This is a genomic window from Paraburkholderia jirisanensis (assembly GCF_054782355.1).
Map to the genome: position 1 here is coordinate 495048 of NZ_BAAGSQ010000033.1, position 22968 is coordinate 518015.

General features: G+C 65.1%; 20 protein-coding genes. 10 read left to right on the forward strand and 10 right to left on the reverse strand.

Annotated features, from left to right (window positions below):
• Window positions 1-175 precede the first annotated feature (175 nt).
• Window positions 176-913 carry an ABC transporter ATP-binding protein gene (locus tag ACYVNQ_RS34180; protein ID WP_460909469.1) on the forward strand — a complete coding sequence of 246 codons (738 nt, stop codon included), beginning with the start codon at window positions 176-178 and terminating at the stop codon, window positions 911-913.
• The gene (locus tag ACYVNQ_RS34185) at window positions 910-1722 is read left to right on the forward strand and encodes an ABC transporter permease (protein ID WP_460909471.1); all 813 of its coding nucleotides are present in this window, start codon (window positions 910-912) and stop codon (window positions 1720-1722) included. Before ACYVNQ_RS34180 ends, ACYVNQ_RS34185 begins: the two co-directional genes overlap by 4 nt.
• On the opposite strand, the gene ACYVNQ_RS34190 is transcribed toward ACYVNQ_RS34185, so the two are convergent.
• Window positions 1719-2276 (reverse strand): DUF6013 family protein, encoded by a 558-nt coding sequence (locus tag ACYVNQ_RS34190; RefSeq protein WP_460909473.1) that lies wholly within the window; start codon window positions 2274-2276, stop codon window positions 1719-1721. The genes ACYVNQ_RS34185 and ACYVNQ_RS34190 overlap by 4 nt on opposite strands.
• Before the next feature lie 168 nt (window positions 2277-2444).
• Here ACYVNQ_RS34190 and ACYVNQ_RS34195 point away from each other — a divergent pair, with 168 nt between their 5' ends.
• On the forward strand, window positions 2445-2726 hold the full coding sequence (locus ACYVNQ_RS34195; RefSeq protein ID WP_460909475.1) for a hypothetical protein: 282 nt from the start codon (window positions 2445-2447) through the stop codon (window positions 2724-2726).
• Window positions 2726-3673, forward strand: a complete 948-nt coding sequence (locus ACYVNQ_RS34200) for a LysR family transcriptional regulator (protein WP_460909477.1) — start codon at window positions 2726-2728, stop codon at window positions 3671-3673. The genes ACYVNQ_RS34195 and ACYVNQ_RS34200 overlap by 1 nt, the downstream gene beginning before the upstream one ends.
• A gap of 54 nt (window positions 3674-3727) precedes the next feature.
• Here ACYVNQ_RS34200 and ACYVNQ_RS34205 read toward each other — a convergent pair whose 3' ends face one another.
• The 3 genes from ACYVNQ_RS34205 to ku all read right to left on the reverse strand — a co-directional run bounded on the left by ACYVNQ_RS34205 (window position 3728) and on the right by ku (window position 8552).
• Window positions 3728-4069 carry a hypothetical protein gene (locus tag ACYVNQ_RS34205; protein WP_460909479.1) on the reverse strand — a complete coding sequence of 114 codons (342 nt, stop codon included), beginning with the start codon at window positions 4067-4069 and terminating at the stop codon, window positions 3728-3730.
• Between the two features lie 102 nt (window positions 4070-4171).
• The gene (ligD, locus tag ACYVNQ_RS34210; protein WP_460909481.1) at window positions 4172-7165 is read right to left on the reverse strand and encodes a DNA ligase D; all 2994 of its coding nucleotides are present in this window, start codon (window positions 7163-7165) and stop codon (window positions 4172-4174) included.
• 361 nt (window positions 7166-7526) lie between these two features.
• Window positions 7527-8552 (reverse strand): non-homologous end joining protein Ku, encoded by a 1026-nt coding sequence (gene ku / locus ACYVNQ_RS34215; protein ID WP_460909483.1) that lies wholly within the window; start codon window positions 8550-8552, stop codon window positions 7527-7529.
• A 663-nt stretch (window positions 8553-9215) separates the two neighbouring features.
• On the opposite strand from ku, the gene ACYVNQ_RS34220 reads away from it, so the two are divergent.
• Both ACYVNQ_RS34220 and ACYVNQ_RS34225 read left to right on the forward strand, forming a co-directional pair.
• The gene (locus ACYVNQ_RS34220) at window positions 9216-10550 is read left to right on the forward strand and encodes an MFS transporter (RefSeq protein WP_460909485.1); all 1335 of its coding nucleotides are present in this window, start codon (window positions 9216-9218) and stop codon (window positions 10548-10550) included.
• An 81-nt stretch (window positions 10551-10631) separates the two neighbouring features.
• Window positions 10632-11420 carry a class II aldolase/adducin family protein gene (locus tag ACYVNQ_RS34225; RefSeq protein WP_460909487.1) on the forward strand — a complete coding sequence of 263 codons (789 nt, stop codon included), beginning with the start codon at window positions 10632-10634 and terminating at the stop codon, window positions 11418-11420.
• Between the two features lie 123 nt (window positions 11421-11543).
• Here the strand turns inward: ACYVNQ_RS34225 and ACYVNQ_RS34230 are convergent, their stop codons facing one another.
• Window positions 11544-11996: a MarR family winged helix-turn-helix transcriptional regulator gene (locus ACYVNQ_RS34230; protein ID WP_460909489.1), complete on the reverse strand. Its 453-nt coding sequence runs from the start codon at window positions 11994-11996 to the stop codon at window positions 11544-11546.
• 239 nt (window positions 11997-12235) lie between these two features.
• Between ACYVNQ_RS34230 and ACYVNQ_RS34235 the strand changes: the two genes are divergently transcribed.
• The 3 genes from ACYVNQ_RS34235 (at window position 12236) to ACYVNQ_RS34245 (ending at window position 15461) form a co-directional block, all read left to right on the forward strand.
• The gene (locus tag ACYVNQ_RS34235; protein WP_460911205.1) at window positions 12236-13576 is read left to right on the forward strand and encodes an MATE family efflux transporter; all 1341 of its coding nucleotides are present in this window, start codon (window positions 12236-12238) and stop codon (window positions 13574-13576) included.
• Window positions 13577-13652: 76 nt separating this feature from the next.
• Window positions 13653-14048 (forward strand): tautomerase family protein, encoded by a 396-nt coding sequence (locus ACYVNQ_RS34240; protein WP_460909492.1) that lies wholly within the window; start codon window positions 13653-13655, stop codon window positions 14046-14048.
• Between the two features lie 183 nt (window positions 14049-14231).
• The gene (locus tag ACYVNQ_RS34245; protein WP_460909494.1) at window positions 14232-15461 is read left to right on the forward strand and encodes a multidrug effflux MFS transporter; all 1230 of its coding nucleotides are present in this window, start codon (window positions 14232-14234) and stop codon (window positions 15459-15461) included.
• 156 nt (window positions 15462-15617) lie between these two features.
• Here the strand turns inward: ACYVNQ_RS34245 and ACYVNQ_RS34250 are convergent, their stop codons facing one another.
• From ACYVNQ_RS34250 to apbC, 5 genes are all read right to left on the reverse strand, one after another.
• The gene (locus ACYVNQ_RS34250) at window positions 15618-16343 is read right to left on the reverse strand and encodes a lysozyme inhibitor LprI family protein (RefSeq protein ID WP_460909497.1); all 726 of its coding nucleotides are present in this window, start codon (window positions 16341-16343) and stop codon (window positions 15618-15620) included.
• 2 nt (window positions 16344-16345) lie between these two features.
• On the reverse strand, window positions 16346-18628 hold the full coding sequence (locus tag ACYVNQ_RS34255; RefSeq protein ID WP_460909499.1) for an Orn/Lys/Arg family decarboxylase: 2283 nt from the start codon (window positions 18626-18628) through the stop codon (window positions 16346-16348).
• An 86-nt stretch (window positions 18629-18714) separates the two neighbouring features.
• The gene (dcd, locus tag ACYVNQ_RS34260; RefSeq protein ID WP_460909501.1) at window positions 18715-19284 is read right to left on the reverse strand and encodes a dCTP deaminase; all 570 of its coding nucleotides are present in this window, start codon (window positions 19282-19284) and stop codon (window positions 18715-18717) included.
• 315 nt (window positions 19285-19599) lie between these two features.
• Window positions 19600-20145, reverse strand: a complete 546-nt coding sequence (locus tag ACYVNQ_RS34265) for a superoxide dismutase family protein (protein ID WP_460909504.1) — start codon at window positions 20143-20145, stop codon at window positions 19600-19602.
• A gap of 194 nt (window positions 20146-20339) precedes the next feature.
• Window positions 20340-21428, reverse strand: a complete 1089-nt coding sequence (apbC, locus tag ACYVNQ_RS34270) for an iron-sulfur cluster carrier protein ApbC (protein ID WP_460909506.1) — start codon at window positions 21426-21428, stop codon at window positions 20340-20342.
• 316 nt (window positions 21429-21744) lie between these two features.
• Here apbC and ACYVNQ_RS34275 point away from each other — a divergent pair, with 316 nt between their 5' ends.
• On the forward strand, window positions 21745-22410 hold the full coding sequence (locus ACYVNQ_RS34275) for an OmpA family protein (RefSeq protein WP_460909508.1): 666 nt from the start codon (window positions 21745-21747) through the stop codon (window positions 22408-22410).
• Window positions 22411-22968: the final 558 nt, after the last annotated feature.

Consider the following 22968-nt stretch of genomic DNA (forward strand, 5'->3'; position numbering starts at 1 on the left):
TGCCTGGTTTGCCTCGCCGCCGGGCAGGCCTTACCATGGCAGCCTTGCCGCAGTGCGATGCGTTTTGATGGGTCGGCGCATCATGCGCAGCGGTAAGAACGCACAGCCTTTGCCGCACCACGCGGCGCCGCGCGGCAGGCTGGCGCGGCACCTCGCCCCCACAATACGGACCTTCATGACGCCCACTCCCATCGTGCAAACCGACGGCATGGCGCGGCGCGACATGCTGCGCGGCACCATGCTGCTGCAGCCGACCGATTTCGCGCTGAACGGCGGCGACCGCGTGTCGATCACCGGGCCCTCAGGCGCCGGCAAGAGCGTGTTCCTGCGCGCGCTCGCGCTGCTCGATCCGCTGTCGGCCGGCAGCGTGCGCTGGCGCGGCAAGCCGGTCGCACGCGCGGCGATCCCGCTTTATCGGCGCGCGATTGCCTACGTACGCCAGCGGCCCGCGATCCTCGACGGCACTGTCGAAGATAACCTGCGCTATCCGTTCTCGCTGCGCGTCTACCGCGATCTGCGCTTCGATCGCGCGGCGGCTGCCGCGCTCGCTGCCCATGCGGGCCGCGGCGCGCGCTTTCTCGATCAGCAGGCTAGCGAATTATCGGGCGGCGAGGCGCAACTGGTCGCGCTGATTCGCGTGCTGCAATTGCAGCCGCAAGCGCTGCTGCTCGATGAACCCACCGCGTCGCTCGACCCGGAATCGGCACTCGCCAGCGAAGCATTGATCCGCGCGTGGTTCGACGGCGGCAGCGCGCCGCACGCATGGGTCTGGGTCTCGCACGATGCGGCGCAAGCGGCGCGGGTCGGCTCACGGCCACTGACGATGCGTGCCGGCGTGCTCAGCGAAGCGGCGCCGCTCACCGCCGCCACGACACTCGCACACGATGCCGACCGCAAGGAGTCCGCGCCATGACACTGCAGAACCTGAGCCTGTGGGACGTCGCGATCGCCGCACTGCTGATCGTCGTGAACGGTGCGCTGTCGGTGGCGCTGAAACTCGATCTCGAACGCAAGCTCGCGTGGGCCGCGGTGCGCACGATCGTCCAGTTGCTCGCGATCGGCTACGTGCTCGGCTGGGTGTTCAGCCATCCGCGCTGGTTTATCGTGCTGCCGCTGATGATCGCGATGACGCTGATCGCCGGCTTTTCGGGCGCCCAGCGCGGCGCGCGCACCTACGCGGGGCAGCGCGTCGACAGCATCCTGTCGATCTGGGCCGGCTCGTGGCTGGTCGCCGCGGTCGGGCTGTTCGCGGTGATCCGCATTCACCCGTGGTACGAGCCGCAGTATGCGATTCCGATTCTCGGCATGATCCTCGGCAATACGCTGACCGGCGTGTCGCTCGGCATCGAGCGCATGACCGAGGAACTCACCGCGCGGCGCGACCGCGTCGAGATGGCGCTCGCGCTTGGTGCGACACGCTGGGAAGCCGCGCAGGGTGCGGCACGCGAAGCGGTGCGCGCCGGCATGATTCCCACCCTCAACCAGATGACGGTGGTCGGCGTGGTGAGCCTGCCGGGCATGATGACCGGCCAGGTGCTCGCCGGCCAGTCGCCGCTGCAGGCGGTGCGCTATCAGATCGTCATCATGTTTCTGATCGCGGCGTCGAGCGCGCTCGGCACGGTCGGCGCGGTGCTGCTGACTTATCGCAGGCTGTTTTCGCCCGAGCACCGCTTTCTGGCGGCACGGCTCGTTGAACGGGCGCGCGCCGCGCGGCACGCCTAGCGCTTGGCCGAAATGGCGACCTGCGAGCCGTCGGTCAGCGTCAGCGTCTTCGTGCTGCCGTTGGTCGGCATCGTGAAACGCAGCACCTGGCTCACGGCTGCATAGTCCGGGCACTTGAGCGTCTTGCCACCGCTTGTCACGTCCTTCGTGCCGCGTGGCGTCTGCGCATGAAAGTGCAGTTGAACGGTCGCCGTGCCGTCTTTCGCGACCACCGGTGCAAAGCGGATCTGGGTCTGCCGGATCATCGCGCCGTTGGTATCGACCGGCAACGACACGTAGTCGGGGCAGTCGCTCGCTGCCGGCACCGGGCCGCCCGGCGGTATCGTCTTCCATGTGAAATCGTCGGATTCGCCGGAGCGGATCGTGCGCGTCTCCTGCGCATTGCCAAACTGTTTCGACGTGACTTTCAACGTGTAGCGGATCGGGCCATCGGTCGCCGCTTGCGACGTGATCGTGATCGGCGTGGCGGCGTGCGCGGGAACAGACACTGCGGCGAGCGCGCAAGCGCAGGAAGCAACAACAGAAACGGCTAAGCGTTCAAGGCTCTGGCTCATGGTGTCACCTCGTTGTTGTGCTGCGGAGAGCTGGCGGGGCTGCGGCCGTGCGCATGCACCGTGCCCGTCCAGTCTAACGCGCCGCCGCCCGCATGAGCGTGCCTGGCAGATCGGGGTTTCCCCGCTTTACGGCAAGGCGCCGGCAAGAGCGCCGCAGGTTTGCTGGCAATGTCTATCGATCGAAGCGGCACGTATGCGAACCGCCGCGTCCCCGCGCATCGCTCATTTCGCAGCAAGCGCCGCGCCTGCGCGAGCATCAACAACCAAACAATAACCACGCAACGGCCAGGCAACAGCTACGCAAAGGGCGCTTTAAAACCGGTCCGCACGATCGAGCGCGTGAACATCAACTCCCAAGCAGTGCCGCACGCTTTGACTTCAGCAATTCGACCGGCACTGGGGGTGAAAAACGCCATAATGGCTGAAACATTCTCTGGATTTTCCGAATAATGACTTCAACCTCGTCGCTTCCCGATCAGCGCGAGCGGCTCGATCTGCTCGACGTCGCGCTGTTCGTGCGCGCCGCGCTGCTGTCGAACGTGTCGGCCGCCGGGCGCGAGTTCGGTTTGTCGCCGGCGGTTGCCAGTGCGCGCATCGCAAACCTCGAGCGCGAACTCGGCGCGCGTCTGTTGCATCGCACGACGCGGCGCATCAGCCTGACGCAAGAAGGCGAAGTGTTCATGAGCCGCGCGCAGACGCTGCTCGAAGCCGCAGCCGCTGCGCGCGCGTCGGTCGGGCGGGCGCGCACTGAACCGCAAGGGCGGCTGCGCGTATCGATGACGTCGTCGTTCGGGCGGCAACACGTGTCGCCGGCGATTGCGGAGTTCCTGCGCCGTTATCCGGGCGTGAGCGTCGACCTGCTGCTGACCGACCGGGTGGTCGATCTGGTCGATGCGGGCGTCGACGTGGCGCTGCGGATCGGCGCGCTGAAGGATTCGTCGCTGGTGGCACGGCGGCTCGCGGTGAACCGGCGCGTAATCTGCTGCGCGCCCGCGTATCTGGCCGCGCACGGCACGCCGCATCATCCGTCGGACCTCGCGCAGCACGAATGCATCGTACTGTCGGGGCAGCGCGACTGGTCGTTCGTGACGCCGGCGGGGCCGATCTCGGTGCGTGTCGATGGGCGGCTCGCCACCGACAACGGCGAAGTTATCCGCGATGCGCTGCTGGCCGGTTTCGGCATCGCGTTGAAATCGACGTGGGACGTCGCGCCTCACTTGCGCAGCGGCGAGCTGGTGACGGTGCTCGACAGTTATCCGCTCGCGCAGACCGTCGCGATCTGGGCGATCTACCCGAGCCGCGCGTTCGTGCCGCCGAAGACGCTGGCCTTTATCGATTTTCTGGTCGAGCGCTTCGGCGATCCGCCGTATTGGGATGTCGAGCCGCGCGTCGGGTAAGGCGCTGCGTGAGCCGTCGCGCACGCGGCGTCAACACGTGCCGGCACGCTGGCGTCAATGGCGCCTCGCCGGCCGCGTCGTGCCGCCGCCCTTGCCCTGCGAATTGCGGTTCGCATGTGTGTCGTTCTGCGTGCGCTCCTGATACTCGTCGCCGCCGCGCCGGTCGGTATCCTGCAAGCCGCGTTCGAGATCGCGATGCGCCTGCTTGCCGACGCCGCGCGGATCATCCTCGTGCTGCGATTCGGGCGTCTGATCCGCTTCGTGCGGCAGCGGCGCCGACTCTTCGTCGCGTGAGCGGCTCGGCTCCTGCGATGCAGGCTTGTCGCCGGGGTGCTGCGACGGCTTCTGGGTACCGCTGTTCTGGTCCCCGGTTGCTTGCTGAGTCGAAGTCTTCATGGTCGTATCTCCATCGGTTTGCAGACGCGGCTTGCAGATACGCTCGTGAGCTCGCGACATCGCGCGATGCTTTCGAGCGCCGCCTATACGCCGGCAGGTTCATCAGCGAGCCCCAGCGAGCCGCTGCCTCATCGCTGCGGTAATGCGCTGCCGCGTCTTCGTATAGCCGGCCCACGGGTCGTCGCGCAGCGCGTCGAGCCGCTCGTGCAGGTTGCTGATGTTCCATTGATCGCCGGCCGTCGTGCCGGCCACCTCGTCCCACGCGAGCGGCACCGATACGCCGAGCCCCGGCCGCGCGCGCACCGAAAATGCCGCCACCGTGCTCGAGCCGCGGTTGTTGCGCAGGTAGTCGACGAAAATCTTGCCCTTGCGGTTTTGCGCGCCCATCTTTGCGGCGAAGTGCTTCGGCAGCGTCGCGGCCATGTGCTGCGCGAGCGCTTCCGAGAAGTCCTTCACGTCGTCCCAGCCGGCCTGCTTCGCGAGCGGCACGACGACATGCAGGCCTTTGCCGCCGCTGGTCTTGCAGAACGACACGAGGCCCAGTTCGTCGAGTAGCGAGCGCGTCAGCTGTGCGGCTTCGATCATGCGGTCCCAGCCGAGCGCGTCACCCGGGTCGAGATCGAACACGACGCGATCGGGCTTCTCGATGTTCGACGCGACCGCGTTCCACGTGTGCAATTCGATCGTGCCCATTTGTGCGGCGCCGACCAGCGCCTGCGCGGAGTCGATCGTGAGCAGCGGCTGGTGGCCGGGGTCGAGCCCGGCGTGCTGCGCGATGTGCGGGATCGACAGCTTCTGCGCATGCTTCTGGAAGAACAGTTCGCCGCCGATGTCTTCGGGCGCACGGACCAGCGACACGGGGCGGTCTTTCAGGAACGGCAATATCCAGTCGGCAACCGACTCGTAATAGCGCACCACGTCGATCTTGCGGGCGCCGCTGTGTTTGTCGATTACGCGCTCGGGGTGCGTGATGCGCACGCCCGCGACGCTTTCCTGGGCGGCGGCCTTGCGTTTCGCGGCGGGCGGTTGTGCGGTCTTTTGCGCTGCGGTCTTTTGTGCTGCGGTCTTTTGCGCTTCGGTCTTTTGTGCTGCGGTCTTTTGTGCTGCGGTCTTTTGTGCTGCGGTCTTTTGCGCTGCGGTCTTTTGCGCTGCGGTCTTTTGCGCGGCCGTCTTTCGAGCTGCGGTCTTTCGAGCGGGCGCCTCAGCCGCTTCGCGCGACTCGTCACGCGCGGCGCCGCGGCTCGTGCGCCGCTTCGCGGCTGGCGCGTTGCCGGCCACTTCGTCGTCGGTCATCTGTTGCACGTCCGCTCCTTTGCGCGGTGTCTCCACCACGATCTGCCGCGCGGGTTTGTCGCGGCGCAGGCTGATAAACGATGCCTGCCGCACGATCCGTTCCTCGGTCCATTCCGCGAAATTGCATTCGGCGACCAGTTGCGGTTTCACCCAGTGCACCGGCGTGCGGCTACGTTCGCCCGGCGCGCTGGCGAACGGCATCCGCGTGGTCTCGCGCGCATCGAGCTCCTTCTTCAGCGAACGCAGCAGCGCGGCGTCGAAACCGGTGCCGACCCGCCCCGCGTACTGCAGCTTGCCGTGCCCATCGTAGACACCGAGCAGCAGCGCACCGAACGACGCACGGCTGCCCGCCGGCTCGGTGTAGCCGCCGATCACAAACTCCTGGCGACGCCGGCACTTGAGCTTGATCCACGCCGCCGAACGCCCTGCCGTATAGCGGCTGCCGCGGCGCTTGCCGATGATCCCTTCGAGCGCCATGTCGCAGGCGCTTTTCAGCAGCGCGTCGGCATCGAAGCCGAAGTCCGCCGAAAAGCGCAGCGTGTCGTCACGCACCGGCTCGACCAGTGCGCGCAGCAACGCGCGCCGCTGTTCGAGCGGCACCTCGCGCAGGTCGTAGCCGTTCAGAAAAGGCACATCGAACAGATACAGCGTGATGTCGCGCTCGCGGTGCGTATCGAAAGCGTTCTGCAGCGCCTGGAAGCTCGGCACGCCGTGCGCGTCGAGCACGACCGCCTCGCCGTCGAGCCAGCCGCTGTCGATCCCGAGCTTCGCGAGCGCCTGTGCCTGCTTCGCGAATTTTTCGGTCCAGTCGTTGCCGGCCCGCGTGAAGATGCGCACCGGCTCCTTTTTTGCGCGACGTTCGATGCGAGCCAGCACGCGGTAACCGTCGAACTTGATTTCGTAGAGCCAGTCGGCGCCGGTGGGGGCTGCGTCGACCAACGTGGCCAGTTGCGGTTTGCAGCTGGCGGGCAAGCTCGATGGGGCCGCTCCTTCGATCGCCGGTGCTGCTGCGAGCTCGCGCAGCGACGCGTCGTTGCGTGTCGCGACGATGTCGGGATGGTCGCCGCGTGTGGCGCGTCGCGCGGTGCCGCCGGCGCGTGTCTTCTGGTTGCTGGCAGCCGCCGTACGCTTCGCTCCTGCGCCAGATGCGTCGCCCGCGGCGGATGGGCTGCGCGCCTTGCGGGACACGCCGGCAGACTTCGCGCGCGCCGCGCCCACGCGCACGCCGGGTGCATCCGACAGCACGCTGCCCGGCCGCGCGTCGAGCACGTCGAACTCGCTTTCGCTGTGGGCTTCTGCGTCGCGCTCCTTGATCAACAGCCACTGTTCCTTGTCGCCGCTGCCGCGCATGTGGCTGCGCACCAGCGTCCAGCCGCCATGCAGCTTGTCGCCGTGCAGATGAAACTTCAGCTTGCCCGCCTGATACGCGGCATGCGCTTCCTGCTCGCTGCCGAGCGGCTCCCACGTGCCCCGGTCCCAGACGATCACCGAGCCCGCGCCGTAGTTGCCTTGTGGAATCGTGCCCTCGAACGAGCCGTAATCGAGCGGATGATCTTCGACGTGGACGGCGAGGCGCTTCACCGATGGATCGAGGCTTGGCCCCTTCGGCACCGCCCACGACTTCAGCGTGCCGTCCAGTTCGAGCCGGAAATCGTAGTGCAGGTGACGCGCGTCGTGCTGCTGGATCACGAAGGCGAGCGGATGGCGCCCGGCGCGAGCCGACGCGCGTTTTGCCAGGCCTTGCGGTTCAGGCGTATCGCTGAAGCGGCGCTTGCGCTGATAGTGTTCGAGTTTGTCGGCCATGATCGATCGTCGTCGGTTACGGATGATCCGTGTGCGGCGGCGCGCGGGTACGTGCGGGCGTTGCGGAGTTCATGCCGCGCTGCGCCGATGCTGCGCGGCTGTGTTCACGCCTCGTTGCGCTCACGCCGCTGTGTTCATGCCACCTCGTCGTGCTGATGCCGCGCCGCTGTGTTCACGCCACCTCGTTGCGCTGATGCCGCGCCGCTGTGTTCATGCCACCTCGATGCGCTGATGCCGCGCCGCTGTTTTCATGCCACCTCGTTGCGCTCACGCCGCGCCGCTGTGTTCATGCCACCTCGTTGCGCTGATGCCGCGCCGCTGTGTTCACGCCACCTCGTCGTGCTTATACTGCCCTGCAGGCTCAGGCGGCACGCCGCTTCCGCGAGGCCGTGCTACTTGCCGCACGCCGCGCAGGCGTCCTGCTTTTCGCGCGCTGCGGCGTTGCGCGCGCAGCGGTGGCACCCGGTGCGGCCTCACCCTTTGCGCCGCGCCTGGCATCCTTTACTGCGTCGGCGCCTTCAGTTTTGGCGCCTTCAGTCGTTTCGGCATCGTCGCCCGCATTGCCGCGCTTGCGCGACGCGCCCGAGCGGGTGTTACCGCGGCCGAGGCTGCGTTTCAACAGCTCCGACAGGTCCAGAATATCCGCACTGCGACGCGTCTCGCGCGGCGCGTCGATCTCGTCGATCTCTTCAGTCTTGCCCTCGCGCACCTTGCGCTCGACCAGCGCGATGATGTCGTCATGAAACGTATCGTGATAGGCGGCCGGGTCCCACGTATCGCTCATGTCTTCGATCAGCTTCTTCGCCATTTGCAATTCGCGCGCGCTGACGCCGCTTTTCTTGTGCACGGCCGGTAACTTTAGTTCGTCATACGATCTAACCTCGGCGGCCCAGCGCAGCGTATTGAGCGCCAGCACCGGCCCGAGCGGCACCAGCGCGGCCAGATGCTGCCTGTTGTGCAGCACGACGTTCGCAATGCCGATCTTGCCCGAGTCCTGCAAGGCGTCGCGCAGCAATGCATAGACCTTTTCGCCTTTGCGATCCGGCGCGAGGTAATACGGCGTATCGAGATATAAAAACGAAATCTGCGGCGCCTCGACGAACGCGAGGATGTCGACCGTTTGCGTCGATTCGGGATTCGCCGAGCGGATCTCCGCATCGGACATCACGACGTATTTGCCCTTCTCGTATTCGAAGCCGCGCACGATGTTTTCCTGCGTCACTTCCTTGCCGGTGCGCTTATTGACCTGCTTGTGCCCGATCGGATCGATCGAGCGCTTATCGAGCAGATTGAAGCCGACCCGTTCGGTTTGCGTGGCCGGATACAGTTGCACCGGCACGTGCACCAGACCGAAGCTGATCGCGCCTTTCCAGATCATGTGTGCCATCGAGCGCTCCCGAAGTTCAGGCTAGCGAAGAAGCAGCAAGCGTGCCACGGCTTGGCCGCCAACCCTGCGGAGCTTGCAGGTGCGCGGCGCGTGCCGCGCGCATGGACAGTGCGGCCGACGCGTTGTGGGCACGCTGTAAGTCTTGCGTAACAGCGGCAAAAGATACGGGCGCAGCGGGCCATCCGGCATCCGCGTGATGGGCTCACGGGAGGCAAGGTCGCGTCGTATCGCCACGTCGTTATGTCGATCGGATCGTCAAGCGTGAGCACCGCTTGCGGCATCGTATCGGCGCGGGCGCGGGCGACGCGAGCCTCGAGGGTACGGCGCTGCAACATGGCGAGCGTTATCCAGATGGAAACGGTGCGTTCACCAAAAGTATCAGCACGCGCACGGCAGGCGGCCAGAATGGAATGGTCGCGCCGGGGGTTTTCCCGAACGAGATAGCCGCACCCACCGGCGACGGCAAACATAACGACGACATCATTCAAACAAGACGCTCGAGTACCGCTGGCACGCCGCGCGGGCACTGTTGCCGCATTTTCGCGGCGATACGGTGATCGCGCGGGCGCGGCGTCACGCATCGGAGTTCAGGCAGCGACGTTCAGGCGCAGCGCCATATACGGGCCGGCGTGCGCCATCGCACCAGCAAAAAAGGAGACACGCATGAGCGATTCCTCCGCCGCCGCCGCGGCGGCCGCGGCCGCCGGTGAATTCGAAGGCGCCGCAGCACACGTGCGCCGCCGCGGCGCGGCCAGGTCGATCGTCGGTGGCTCGATCGGCAATCTGATCGAGTGGTACGACTTTCATGTGTACACCACCTTCTCGATCTACTTTGCCGCGTCGTTCTTTCCACGCGAAAACCACACGATCCAGTTGCTCAGCGCGGCGGCCATCTTCGCACTCGGCTTCCTGCTACGGCCCGTGGGCAGCTGGCTGATCGGTCTCTATGCCGACCGCCGCGGACGCCGCGCGGGCCTCACGCTATCGGTGGCGCTGATGTGTGCGGGCTCACTCGCCATCGGCCTATGCCCGACCTATCCGCAAATCGGCTTCGCCGCGCCGCTCGTGCTGCTGCTTGCGCGCCTCGTACAGGGCTTTTCACTCGGCGGCGAGTATGGCGCGAGCTCGGTATATCTGAGCGAGATTGCGAGGCCAGGGCATCGCGGCTTCTATAGCAGCTTCCATTACGTGACGCTGATTCTCGGCCAGCTGCTCGCGACGCTCGTGCAGGTCGTGCTGCAAGGCCTCGTGTTCTCGCATGCGCAACTGGTCGACTGGGGTTGGCGCGTGCCGTTCGTGACGGGCGCGGCGCTCGCCCTCGTCGCGTGGTGGGTGCGCCGCAATATCGACGAAACACCGGATTTTCGCGCGCTGTCCGAAACTGCGAAACGCGGTCTGCGGCTCGCCGAGTTGCGCAAGCATTGGCGACCCGTGCTGCTGGTATTCGGGCTCACCACCGGCGGCACGCTGGCGTTCTTCACCTATACGGTCTACATGCACAACTATCTGGTGAACACCGTGGGCCTGAGCGCGCAGCAAAGCGCATGGGTGTCGCTGTCGACGCTCACGCTGTTCATGCTCGTGCAGCCGCTGTTCGGCGCACTGTCCGATCGCGTCGGCCGGCGCGCGCTACTGCTGTGGTTCGGGATCGCCGGCACCTTCGGCACCTGGCCGCTGCTCGCCGCGCTCGCGCATACCCGCAGCGAAACCGCCGCGTTTTTGCTGCTCGCGTTCGCGCTGATGATCGTGTCCGGCTATACGTCGGTGTGTTCGGTCGTCAAGGCGGAGATCTTTCCGGCGCGGCTGCGCGCGCTCGGCGTCGGTGTGCCGTATTCGATTGCAACGGCCCTGTTCGGCGGCACCGCCGGCTATGCGGGGCTCTGGTTCAAGAGCATCGGCCACGAGAGCGGCTTTTACGTGTATGCGTCCGCCTGCATCGGCTGCACGCTGATCGCCACATTGTGTCTGCGCCGCAGCGACGTGCAGATGCAGCCGTGATGCTGCGTGACCAACCTGTTTCCCCTTATAGCGGGTGTACGGCCCGCCGCTTACGCTGTTGATCAGCAGGAGTTTTTTTCGATGACGAAGCAACTGGAATTTTCGATCCCGTCGATGCGCGAACACTGCTCGCCAGTCGAATGGCAAATGCGCGTCGATCTGGCCGCATGCTACCGGCTGATCGCGCTATACGGCATGTCGGACATGGTCGCCAATCATATTTCCGCGCGCGTGCCCGGTGAACACGATGCGTTTCTGATCAACGCCTATGGAATGCTGTACGAAGAAGTCACCGCGTCGAGCCTGATCAAGATCGATAGCGAAGGCAACATTCTCAGCAAGCCCGTGTTTGTCGGCGCGGATTATGGCGTCAATCGTGCGGGATATGTGATTCACGGTGCGATTCACGATGCGAAGCCGGAGCTTACCTGCGTGATCCACACGCATAGCTGGCCCGGCATGGCGGTGTCGTCGCTGAAATGCGGGCTGTTGCCGCTCACGCAAACTTCGATGCGCTTCTACAAGATCGGCTATCACGATTACTGCGGCGTCGTGCTGGATATGTCCGAACGCGAATCGCTGGTGCGCGATCTCGGCGACAACAATGCGCTGATTCTGCGCAACCACGGCCTGCTGACGGTCGGCAAGACGATTCCCGAAGCGTTCAATGCGATGCACCGGCTCGAACTGTCGTGCCGCACGCAGCTCGCGGCGATGGCATGCAATGTCGAGTTAAACCCCGTGCCGCAGAAGGTGCTGGAAGAGACGTATATGAACTACCAGCCGCAGACGCGCCGGCCGTATGGGGTGATGGAATGGCCGGCGCTGCTGCGCAAACTCGATCGGATCGATGCTTCGTATCGCGATTGATCGGGATTGATCGCGCTTGATGCGCGGCGGGCCGCGCACGGGCACAGGCCACGCCTGTGTTGTGCCGCCTGTGTTGTGCCGCTTGTGTCGTGCGTTACCGCGCGACGTTAAACATTGGCCTCGTCAAGGCTGCCCGAACGATTCGGCAAACTCCTCCGAATAGATCTCGGCGAGCGTCGCCCGCAGCGCCGCCGCGCGCTCCTCGCCGTACACCTGCTCGAAGCGGTTCTGCGCGCGGCGCCATAGCCGGTTCGATTCAGTGAGCTTCGCACGGCCCAAGGCCGTCAGCTCGACCCGGCGGCTGCGTCCGTCTTCGTCGTCGGGCCGCTGCTCCAGATACCCGTCGCGTTCCAGCGGCCGGATGTTGCGCGCGAGCGCCGAGCGGTCGAGCACCATCGACATAGCGAGTTCGGTCATGGTCGGCGCGCCCGCCCGCTCGATGTGAGTCAGGATCGAGCGCTGCGCGCTGCTGAGGCCGCACGGCGCCAGTGTCGTGTCGTACAACTGCGACAAGCGGCGCGCCGCCTTGCGCAGCGCGGCGTTATTACAGACCAGCGGATCTTTTGCATTCGGCACGCGACACCTCGCGCAAATTTCAGGTAGGCAGGAAGCCCGGACAGCTTCGGGCCGGGCACGCGCACAAGTGTAAATCATCTTGACCTGTGTTTGCATATGCAATTAGATTTGCCTTCAATCTATTTGTATATGCAAACATATCGATCCGCTTTTCCGGACGCGCCACGATGGATACAAGCCCTGCCCAGCTAGCCGATTCACCCCGCCCTGCTGCAGCCGGCCACGCGCGCCTGCATGCGATGCTCGAAGCGCCAATTGCACCGCTGCTGGCCCGCATGGGCTGGTCGAACATGCTGATGATGCTGGCGCAGTCGTCCACCGGCCTCGTCGAAACCTGGTTTCTCGCCAGGCTCGGCACCAACGTGCTGGCGGGTGTCGCGGTGGTCGTGCCGGTGTTGATGCTGATGCAGAACATGTCGCAAGGCGCGATGGGCGGCGGGATCTCGTCGTCGGTGGCGCGCGCGCTCGGCGCCGGCGATACCGCGCTGGTCGAACGGCTTGCGCGGCATGCCGTGACCTTCAATGCGCTGATCGGCGCGCTCTTTTCGATCGTGCTGCTTGCGATCACGCGGCCGCTGTTCAGCATGCTCGGTGCGCATGGCGCGGCACTCGACGCCGCAGTCACTTACGGACATGTGCTGTTCGCCGGCCTGCCGTTGCTGTGGGCAATGAACGCACTGGCCAGTGTGATCCGCGGTACAGGCAACATGATGGTGCCCGGCGCGGTGATCTGCGCCGGCGCGGCGTTGTTGATCCCGTTGTCGCCGTGCCTGATTTTCGGCGTCGGTCCGCTGCCGCAACTGGGCGTCGCGGGCGGCGCGTGGGCACTGATCGCGTACTACGCGGCGGGCACCGCAATCCTCGGCTGGTATTGCGCGAGCGGCCGCAACCCCGCCCCGCTGCGGCGCGGAAAGCTGCATTGGGCGCCGATGCGCAGCATTCTTACCGTCGGCGGACTCGCGTGCGTGAATCCGCTGTTGACCAATGCGCTGATCGCGCTGACCTCGGCAACGGTCGGCGCGCACGGCGGCACCGCTGCGCTAGCCGGCTACGCCACTGCCGCACGGCTCGAGTACCTGCTGATGCCGATCGCCTTCGGCCTGGGCGCACCAATGGTCGCGCTGGTCGGCGCCAATGTCGGCGCGGGACAAAGCGAACGTGCCCGGCATATCGCCATCACGGGCGGCGCGATGGCCTTCGTATTGTGCGAACTGGTCGGCATCGCGGCCGCCTGCTGGCCGCATGCGTGGCTGCTGCTGTTCGGCGCAAACGAGCAATTGCTCGACACGGGCTCGACCTATCTGCGCATCGTCGGTCCGTTCTATGGGTGCTTCGGCGTAGGCTTCTCGCTGTATTTCGCGGCGCAGGGCGCAGGCCGGCTCAAGTGGCCGCTTTGCGCCGGCGCGTTGCGTTTGCTCGTGTATGCAGGGTGCGGCGCGCTGGCATTGCGGCTCACCGGGTCGCTGCCGCTGTTTTTCGCGTTCGGTTCAGCGGCGATGCTCGGCTATGGCGCGATCATCCTGTGGTCGGCTGCATCGGGGCGCTGGTTCGTCGCGCCACAGCCACGCACCATCCGCTGAGCCGCTGGGTCGCCAGCGGCTCACGCATGAACAATGCGCACGGACAACACGCACGCACAACTTCGGAGCTCGATTCATGCCTTACCTTCAACTCGATGTGAATGCGCATTACACCGTCGCGCAGAAAAAGCTGCTCGCGCAGACCATGAGCGAAACCTATGCACGCATGATGTCGGTGGACATTCGCCGCATCAGCGTGGCGATACGCGAGTTGGGCGACGGCGGCGTGTGGCGTATCGCCGAGGCGGGCAGCGAACCTGAACCTGTTTCAGTGATGATGCTCGATATCCGCCAGGGTCGGCCGCCCGGGTTGCGCATGGAGGTGGCCAAGGCGCTGTGCGCGCATTGCGTCGAAATTCTGGGCTTGCGCGAAGACCGTCTGAATGTGGAGTTCACGCAGCACGCCGGCGACGAAATGTACCATCCGGCGCTCGGCGGCTATAGCCCGGAATGGCAGCCCGGCGAGCAATAAACGCGCGCAGGATCGGGCGCCGGCAGGCCTGCATCAATCCACGTACAATGCAAGGCCAAGTTGACCCAGCACGACATCCAGGCACCACACACGCCGCCCGCGATCTGCGTGGCGCCACGCCTCGCGTTCGTCACATCGAACCCGTCAAAGCCTCGTCAGCGCTTCCCCTTCTGTCACGTTGTCATGAATCACGACCTTTCCGATCGCGCCGCCCTTGCGGCGCGTGCTTCGAATTCTCCGCGTTTCCTGCTGGTCATGATGTGTCTGTTCGCGTCTGCGGGGCAGTTCGCGATCGACATCTACGTGCCCGCGCTGCCCGCGATGGCGCGCTATTTCGCCACCTCGCCGCAGGCGATTCAATCGAGCGTTTCCGGTTATATGGCCGCCTATGCATTCGGCCAGCTTGTGTTCGGCCCGATCGCCGATGCGTACGGACGCAAACCGGTGCTGGCGTTCGGCCTCGTTATCTTCACGCTCGGCTGTCTGCTGTCGCTCGCCGCGCCGAATCTCGAAACCTTTCTGCTGGCGCGCGCGCTGCAGGGCTTCGGTATTGCCACTACGAACCTGCTGACCAAAGCCATCATCACCGATTCGTTTACCGGTCACGCGTTGATGCATGCGTTCACCTACATGTCGATTGCGTGGGGGCTCGCGCCGATCATCGCGCCAGTGATCGGCGCGCATCTGCAGACCTGGTTCAACTGGCAGGCTTGCCTCGTGTTTCTGCTGGTTCACTCGGTCGTGATGTGGTGCGTGTTGTGGCGTTACCGAGAGACCTTGCGGCACCCCGTGCCGCTCGCGCCGCGCACGCTGATCGCGAATGCCGGCAAGGTGCTGGCAAGCCCGGTGTTTCGCAGCTGCTTTCTCGCGCAGGGCCTGTGCTACAGCGTGATTCTGGTGTTCAACATCGTCGGGCCGTTCATGGTGCAGAACACGCTGCATGAAGCGCCGACCTTCTTCGGCTATCTCGCGCTCGGCATCGGCCTCGCGTATCTGATAGGCGGCCTGTCGAACCGCATACACGGCCCACGTCTGCCGAGCCCTGAGCGGCGCCTGCGCATCGGCGCGCTGATGATGGCGGCGACGTCGATCGCGATGTTACTGCTGGCGTTGACAGTTGGCCTGCGCGTCTGGACGCTTGCGGTGCCGGTGCTGGTGATGGGTGTCTGCGCAGGCGCGATGTATCCGACGCTGATGGCCAAAGGCAACTCGCTGTTCCCGCACATTGCCGGGCTGACGAGCGCGATTCTCGGCTGCGCACTGTTGCTCGTGTCGGCCGCGATGATGGCGCTGGCCGGCTTCGTGTCGATCAAAAGTTTGCTGCCGCTGGCGGCGTTTTTCGTGCTGCTCGCGCTGACGGTGGTTCTGATGGTGAGCAAGCTGCTTCAGCATCTGGCGCAGCAAGAGGTGTAAGTGGGCTGCGAGGCGGCGGGTTGATGCCCCGGCTTGGGCACCTGCCTCGTTGCCTCATTGCCGTGCCCTGCCGCCTGCCCGCTGCACTGCCGTCCGGCAGCGACTACTCGACCGCGGTTCAACCGCAGTTCACTCGCGGTTCATTCCACTCGCCGTCTAATCGTTCCCCGCCGTATCCGCCAGCTTCTTCAGCGTCGCAATCCGCGCGCCGATCAGATCGACGCGCCCGCGCGCATCGCCCACCAGCGGCGCGGTGGCGTCGCGATACGCGACCCACGCCTGCTGCGCGCGCCACAGCGTCACGCGCGAACGAGCCGGCATCTTGCTGACGAGCCGCCGGTAGTAGCGGTTCACGTCGAACATCGCGTGCTCGCATTGCGCATCCTGCGAGCACGGCTTGAGCCGCGCCGGCGCATCCGGCCCGCCGGTCTGCGCCGCCGCGCTGCGCAGCAGCAGCGCGCGATCTCTTACCGCCTGCAGACGCGCATCGCCCTCCGACAACTGATAACGCGTACCCCGCGTGGTGGCCGTTACCGCCGACAGCATCTTCGAATCCGCTTCGCGCCACGCCTTCCACTTCTGCTCGCTGTCTTGCCACTTCTTGCGCTGGGTGGCCGGCACTTTGGTGAGCACCTGCCCAAAGGTCTGGTCGATCGAGGTCTGCCAGGCAAGCCGCGCGGTATCCATACACTGCAGTTGCCCGGCAGTCGACGACATATCGGCGCGCGCCAGACACGCACGCATTGCCGCGTCGATCGGATCGGCGGCGGCCACTTCGGCGTGCGCAGACGGCGCCGCCGCGCCAAGCCACAGCATCGCGACTGCGAACGCCGTAGCGAACCCGAATGTGCGGAACCCAGCCGCCGCCGACCAGCACTTCATCGTCAAGCGCGCACGCAATCGACGAAGTACTCGATGCGCCCGTTGATCACTTCGCCCACCAGCCCGTGAATGTCCGTATGGAACCCCGGGAAGCGCTCGTTGAACTCCCGCGCAAAGCGCAGATAGTTGACGATCATGCGGTTAAAGCGCTCGCCCGGAATCAGCAACGGAATACCCGGCGGATAAGGCGTGAGCAGAATCGACGTCACGCGGCCCTCGAGCTCGTCGATCGGTACCCGGTCCACCTCGCGGTGAGCCAGCTTCGCGAACGCGTCGGACGGCTTCATCGCCGGCTCCATGTTCGACAGATACATCTCGGTGGTGAGCCGCGCGATGTCGTTCGCGCGATACACGCTGTGAATCTGCTCGCACAGATCGCGCAAGCCGATCCGCTCGTACGCCGGATGCTGCGCGACGAACTCCGGCAGCACACGCCACAGCGGCTGGTTGGTGTCGTAATCGTCCTTGAACTGCTGCAGCTCGGTGACCATCGAGTTCCAGCGGCCCTTGGTGATGCCGATCGTGAACATGATGAAGAACGAGTACAGCCCGGTCTTCTCGACGATGATGCCGTGCTCGGCCAGATACTTGGTGACGATCGCCGCCGGAATGCCGGTGTCGCCGAAGCTGCCGTCCACGTCGAGCCCCGGCGTGATGATGGTCGCCTTGATCGGGTCGAGCATGTTGAAGCCTTCGGCCAGCGCGCCGAAGCCATGCCAATGATCGTTCGGGCGCAGCATCCAGTCTTCGCGCGAGCCGATGCCCTCTTCGGCCAGCTCGTCCGGGCCCCACACCTTGAAGAACCAGTCGGCGCCGAATTCGTCGTCGACCTTGCGCATCGCGCGGCGGAAATCCAGCGCTTCGGCAATCGATTCCTCGACCAGCGCGGTGCCGCCGGGCGGCTCCATCATCGCCGCGGCCACGTCGCACGACGCGATGATCGCGTATTGCGGGCTGGTGGACGTATGCATCAGATACGCCTCGTTGAAGCGATGGCGGTCGAACGTGCTGTTCTCCGAATCCTGCACGACGATCTGCGACGCCTGCGAAATGCCGGCCAGCAGCTTGTGCGTGGAGTGCGTGGCGAACACCAGCGCGCCGGTGCGCGGGCGGCCCGCGCCGATCGCGTGCATGTCCTGGTAGAACTCGTGGAACTCCGCGTGCGGCAGCCACGCTTCGTCGAAGTGCAGCGTGTCGAGCAGGTCGCCGAGCAGGTCCTTGATCATCTCGACGTTGTAGATCACGCCGTCGTACGTGCTTTGCGTGATCGTCAGGATGCGCGGCTTCATGTTCGGATTTTTCGCCAGCGCTTCGCGTGCGAACGGGTTCGCTTCGATCTTCTTGCGAATGTTCTCCGGCTTGAATTCGTCGCGCGGAATCGGGCCGATGATGCCGAAGTGATTGCGCGTGGGTGTGAGGAACACCGGAATCGCGCCGGTCATCGTGATCGCGTGCAGGATCGACTTGTGGCAATTGCGGTCCACCAGCACGATATCGCCGGGCGCGACCGTTGCGTGCCAGACGATCTTGTTCGACGTCGACGTGCCGTTGGTCACGAAGAACAGGTGGTCCGCGCTGAAAATGCGCGCCGCGTTGCGCTCCGAAGCCGCCACCGGGCCGGTGTGGTCGAGCAGCTGGCCGAGTTCGTCGACCGCATTGCAGACGTCCGCGCGCAGCATGTTCTCGCCGAAGAACTGGTGGAACATCTGGCCGAGCGGGTTCTTCAGGAACGCCACGCCGCCCGAGTGCCCCGGGCAGTGCCACGAATACGAACCTTCTTCCGCGTACTGCACCAGTTCCTTGAAGAACGGCGGCGCGAGCGAATCGAGATACACCTTCGCTTCACGGATGATGTGCCGCGCGACGAACTCCGGCGTGTCCTCGAACATGTGGATGAAGCCGTGCAGCTCGCGCAGGATGTCGTTGGGCAAGTGGCGCGACGTGCGCGTTTCGCCGTACAGGAAAATCGGAATGTCGGCATTGCGCTTGCGCACCGCGGTAACGAACGCGCGCAGGTTGATGATCGCCGCCGCCAGTTCGGGCGTGTCGCCGTCCGCCGAGCTCTCGACGTACGGCAACAGCTCGTCGTCGTCGATCGACAGGATGAAGCACGACGCGCGGCTCGACTGCTGCGCAAATGACGTGAGGTCGCCATAGCTCGTCAACCCGAGCACTTCCGCGCCTTCTTTCTCGATTGCTTCGGCAAGCGCCCGGATGCCGGAACCCGAGATGTTCTCGGAGCGGAAATCTTCGTCGATGATGACGACCGGGAAACGAAACTTCATGTGGCGATTCTCCAAAAAGAACGACCGCTGCTTTCCAGAGCGCAGCGGTCACCTTATGTGTGCAGTGAGGCCCGGCGCGGGGAACGTCAGGTTTTCGGCAACGTTACGCCATGCTGGCCTTGATACTTGCCGCCGCGGTCCGCGTACGACACGTCGCAAATCTCGTCGCTTTCAAAGAACAGCACTTGCGCGACGCCTTCGTTCGCATAGATTTTGGCAGGCAAAGGTGTCGTATTCGAGAATTCGAGCGTCACGTGCCCTTCCCACTCCGGCTCGAACGGCGTCACGTTGACGATGATGCCGCAACGCGCGTAGGTCGATTTACCGAGGCAGACCGTCAGCACGCTGCGCGGAATGCGGAAATATTCGACGGTGCGCGCCAGCGCGAACGAGTTCGGCGGAATGATGCAGACGTCGCCCTTGAAATCGACAAACGACTTTTCGTCGAAGTTCTTCGGGTCGACGATGGTCGAATTGATGTTCGTGAAGATCTTGAATTCGTCCGCGCAGCGGATGTCGTAGCCGTAGCTCGACGTGCCGTAGCTGACGATCTTGCGGCCATCCTCGGACATGCGGACCTGCGACGGCTCGAACGGCTCGATCATCTTCTGCGCGGCGGCCATGCGCCGGATCCACTTGTCGGATTTGATGCTCATAGGGTGAACGCTGCTGACGGTGTAAGACGGTGGAGGTCAAGCCGGGCGCCGTTGGACAACGCTTAGCCAATTTTCAGGCAACTTCGACGCGGCTGCGGACTGACGAAAGGCGCTTATTTTACGCGAAGGCCGCGCCGGTGCGAGTGAGTTGGCCGAATGGCCTAAAAAAGTGGACCTGCAACGCACCTGCAGGCCGGCGCCGAGCGTTATTGGATTGCAAGCGGGTGCGATCGCATCAACCGGCACACACGCTTGACCGGGACCGGCCGAGGCCGCGGCTACACGGCTACACGGCTGCCGTCGCCGCGCTCCCGCTCACTGCGACCGGATCAGCCCGCATGCAATCGCCGGGCCGGGGCCATGCTGCGGATACGCATAAGGATCGGTCGCATCGCGATGCAACAGCACCGAGCGTTGCAGCACCGAGCGCACGCCGTCGAGCGACACGTCCGGCGCGACGATAAAGCCGGCCGCGACGCCACCCGCATCTGCGCGGATATTGCCCAGATCGCCCTCGACGCGCGCGCCGGTCTTCAAACGCTCAGCGGCCGGCGAGAACACCGCGCCAGCGCTCGAGCCGTCGGCGGCATTGCAGTCGCCGCGCTCATGCACCTGCAATGCATGGTCGGTATTCGGCGGCAGGCCGACGAAATTGTAGGTAACCTGTACGCCGTCCGAACGCTCGATGAAGGTAACGGTGCCGCGCGTCTGGCTGCCGAGCGTCGGCAACAACTGCGCAACAGCGTGCTTTTCCTGCGGTTTCAGAAACGACGTGCAGCCGGACAGCGGCACGACGCTGGCAGCCGTGACGATGAGCGCCATGAAGGCTTGCATCGCACGGCCGTCGATTCGTTTTCTCATGCGATCCTCTTGTCGAGCGCCGGCCGCCCCTGCGGCCGCTTTGCCGGACCTGATGAAGTCGACATGATACCGCGACAGGCATCGCGCAAACGCAGTCGCTACGATGCGATAGAGGCGCGCCGCACGCAGCGCGCGGCGCTTGCGGCGCGAGGCCGCACGGGCAACCGCACGCTGGGTGCGCGGCACGGGGCCGCTCAAGTGTTCTGCACGACAATCGAAGGAAACTTCGAGGTCATGTCGCGCGCCCGTTCGGCAATGTGAATCGCCACCTTGCGCGCGATGCTGCGGTAGATCTCCGCGATCGGCCCATGCGGGTCGGCAACCACGGTCGGCTTGCCGGTATCGGTCTGCTCGCGGATCGCGATATCGAGCGGCAGGCTGCCCAGCACGTCGACGCCGTATTCCTTCGCCATCCGCTCGCCGCCGCCCGAGCCGAAAATATGCTCGGCATGACCGCAGCTCGAGCAGATGTGGATCGCCATGTTCTCGACGATGCCGAGAATCGGAATCCCCACCTTCTCGAACATCTTGAGGCCCTTCTTCGCGTCGAGCAGCGCGATGTCCTGCGGCGTCGTGACGATCACCGCGCCGGTTACCGGCACCCGCTGCGACAGCGTCAGCTGGATGTCGCCGGTGCCGGGCGGCATGTCGACGATCAGATAATCGAGGTCGCGCCAGTTGGTCTGGCGCAGCAGCTGTTCGAGCGCCGAGGTGGCCATCGGGCCGCGCCACACCATCGGGTTATCCTGCTCGATCAGAAAGCCGATCGAATTGGCCTGCATGCCGTGGCCGGTCAGCGGATGCATCGACTGGCCGTCCGGCGATTCGGGCCGGCCTTCGATGCCGAGCATCATCGGCAGCGACGGGCCGTAGATGTCGGCGTCGAGGATGCCGACCGAAGCGCCTTCGGCCGCCAGCGCCAGCGCGAGGTTCACCGCGGTCGTGCTCTTGCCGACGCCGCCCTTGCCCGACGCAACGGCGACGATGTTCTTCACGTTCGGCAACAGCTTCACGCCGCGCTGCACGGTATGCGCGGCGATGTCCTGCGATACCTGAACCTGCGCAGTGGCAACGCCCGGCACCGCGGCGAGCGCGCCGGCCACCAATGCACGAAACGCGTCGAACTGGCTACTGGCCGGATAGCCGAGTACCAGATCCACGCTGACCGTGGCACCATCGACTTTGACGTTTTTGAAGTTCTTCGCAGCCGCGAACGGCCGGCCGGTGTTGGGGTCGGTTACGGCCGCGAGAGCGGCGTCCACCTGGGCCCGATCGATTGTCATTGATACTCCGTGGGAACGCTTGCGGCGCAGCGGAATCGAAATTCCGCCTGAGGCCGGAAATTGAAAGAAATTGTTATCCAGGATTGCGTAAAACCGGGGCCACAGGCACGCTTGCCCGCAGCCAGCATTAGGGCCGAATCGCTGGTGCTTCTATCGTCATTGTAGTGGCTGGTGTCGAGGCTTGTGGGAAGACCCTTTCAGGTGTCGGCCGAAGCCGCCGTGGCGGTCGCGGCCGCCCGCATGACTCGCGCGAGGCCGGCGCACACCAGCCAGTCGTACTTGCCGGTATGTTTGGACTCAAGGAAAGGATCTGAAAATGAACGCAAAAATCATCACTCGCCTCTCGGTATTCGCGGTGGCCGGCGCGCTGCTGGCCGGTTGCGCCACCCAGCAGGGCACCAACACCGCGGTCGGCACCGGTGTCGGCGCGGGCACGGGCGCCGCACTCGGCGCGATCTTCGGCGGCGGCAAGGGCGCGGCGATCGGCGCGGGTGTCGGTGCGGCGGTTGGCGGCGTCACCGGCTACAACTGGTCACGGATCCACGACAAGCTGACGGGCGCCACCAAGGGCACCGGCACGCAGATCACCGAGCAGCCGGACGGCTCGCTGAAGCTGAATATCCCGAGCTCGGTCACGTTCGATACGAACAGCTATGCGATCAAGCCGTCGTTCCAGCCGGTGCTGGCGCAGGTTGCGCAAACGCTGAACCAGAATCCGGAAGTGATCGCGCAGGTGGTCGGCCATACGGATAGCACGGGCCAGCCGGCCTACAACCAGACGCTGTCGGTGAATCGTGCCGAAAGCGTGACCAGCATGCTGGCGCAGCAAGGCGTCGCCGCTCAGCGTCTGTCGGCTACCGGCATGGGCGCGAACCAGCCGATCGCCGATAACAACACCGAAGCCGGCCGCGCGCAGAATCGGCGCGTCGAGATTTACCTGCGCGCCACCGCGCAACCGGGCCAGCCGCCGCGCTACCAGTAATCGGCAGGAGCGCCGGGCAGCGTCCGGCGCACGCCGACTGACGGCTCGCGAGGCACTGCCCGTTAGCCTTTGCGTGAAAGTTCGGAAATATGCTGAAGGGTTCGTCCAAGGCGAACGAAAAATTTTCGAACTCTTGCCGAACTCTTCCGTACGGGCGCGGTCTTTATATACGGTACGTGTGCGGTTCGTCCGCCGCGTCACCATTCTCCTCTTGTCGTTGTTGCTCCGGGGCCCTATTAGCCCCGGTTTTTTTTGCCCGTAGAGTTTCCATCGCTTGCCCGCTAGCGCCCGCCAGATAAGGCTTTTGGGTCGCGCCGACGCGAGCGCCGCGGCGGCCTCGCGCGACACGCGCTCGCATAGTGGGACGACGAAAAGTTGCCCGCGATCGGGTGCAAACTCGGGCACCCGCTCAGGTACCCAAACAACACAGCGCACGCAGCGAAACGCTGCCGCCACTGCCGCTACCCGCAAGGCATCAGAAAAGCGCGGCGGGCACATGCCGCCGCGCGCATCGGGCCAGACCCGAGCTCCGAACTGGCCACCAACAGATCGAACGAC

Bases quoted from the DNA above. Each gene is read 5' to 3' on its own strand.
- ACYVNQ_RS34180 (WP_460909469.1), top strand. From the start codon at position 176: ATGACGCCCACTCCCATCGTGCAAACCGACGGCATGGCGCGGCGCGAC.
- ACYVNQ_RS34185 (WP_460909471.1), top strand. From the start codon at position 910: ATGACACTGCAGAACCTGAGCCTGTGGGACGTCGCGATCGCCGCACTG.
- ACYVNQ_RS34190 (WP_460909473.1), bottom strand. From the start codon at position 2,276: ATGAGCCAGAGCCTTGAACGCTTAGCCGTTTCTGTTGTTGCTTCCTGC.
- ACYVNQ_RS34195 (WP_460909475.1), top strand. From the start codon at position 2,445: ATGTCTATCGATCGAAGCGGCACGTATGCGAACCGCCGCGTCCCCGCG.
- ACYVNQ_RS34200 (WP_460909477.1), top strand. From the start codon at position 2,726: ATGACTTCAACCTCGTCGCTTCCCGATCAGCGCGAGCGGCTCGATCTG.
- ACYVNQ_RS34205 (WP_460909479.1), bottom strand. From the start codon at position 4,069: ATGAAGACTTCGACTCAGCAAGCAACCGGGGACCAGAACAGCGGTACC.
- ligD (WP_460909481.1), bottom strand. From the start codon at position 7,165: ATGGCCGACAAACTCGAACACTATCAGCGCAAGCGCCGCTTCAGCGAT.
- ku (WP_460909483.1), bottom strand. From the start codon at position 8,552: ATGGCACACATGATCTGGAAAGGCGCGATCAGCTTCGGTCTGGTGCAC.
- ACYVNQ_RS34220 (WP_460909485.1), top strand. From the start codon at position 9,216: ATGAGCGATTCCTCCGCCGCCGCCGCGGCGGCCGCGGCCGCCGGTGAA.
- ACYVNQ_RS34225 (WP_460909487.1), top strand. From the start codon at position 10,632: ATGACGAAGCAACTGGAATTTTCGATCCCGTCGATGCGCGAACACTGC.
- ACYVNQ_RS34235 (WP_460911205.1), top strand. From the start codon at position 12,236: ATGCTCGAAGCGCCAATTGCACCGCTGCTGGCCCGCATGGGCTGGTCG.
- ACYVNQ_RS34240 (WP_460909492.1), top strand. From the start codon at position 13,653: ATGCCTTACCTTCAACTCGATGTGAATGCGCATTACACCGTCGCGCAG.
- ACYVNQ_RS34245 (WP_460909494.1), top strand. From the start codon at position 14,232: ATGAATCACGACCTTTCCGATCGCGCCGCCCTTGCGGCGCGTGCTTCG.
- ACYVNQ_RS34250 (WP_460909497.1), bottom strand. From the start codon at position 16,343: ATGAAGTGCTGGTCGGCGGCGGCTGGGTTCCGCACATTCGGGTTCGCT.
- ACYVNQ_RS34255 (WP_460909499.1), bottom strand. From the start codon at position 18,628: ATGAAGTTTCGTTTCCCGGTCGTCATCATCGACGAAGATTTCCGCTCC.
- dcd (WP_460909501.1), bottom strand. From the start codon at position 19,284: ATGAGCATCAAATCCGACAAGTGGATCCGGCGCATGGCCGCCGCGCAG.
- ACYVNQ_RS34265 (WP_460909504.1), bottom strand. From the start codon at position 20,145: ATGAGAAAACGAATCGACGGCCGTGCGATGCAAGCCTTCATGGCGCTC.
- apbC (WP_460909506.1), bottom strand. From the start codon at position 21,428: ATGACAATCGATCGGGCCCAGGTGGACGCCGCTCTCGCGGCCGTAACC.
- ACYVNQ_RS34275 (WP_460909508.1), top strand. From the start codon at position 21,745: ATGAACGCAAAAATCATCACTCGCCTCTCGGTATTCGCGGTGGCCGGC.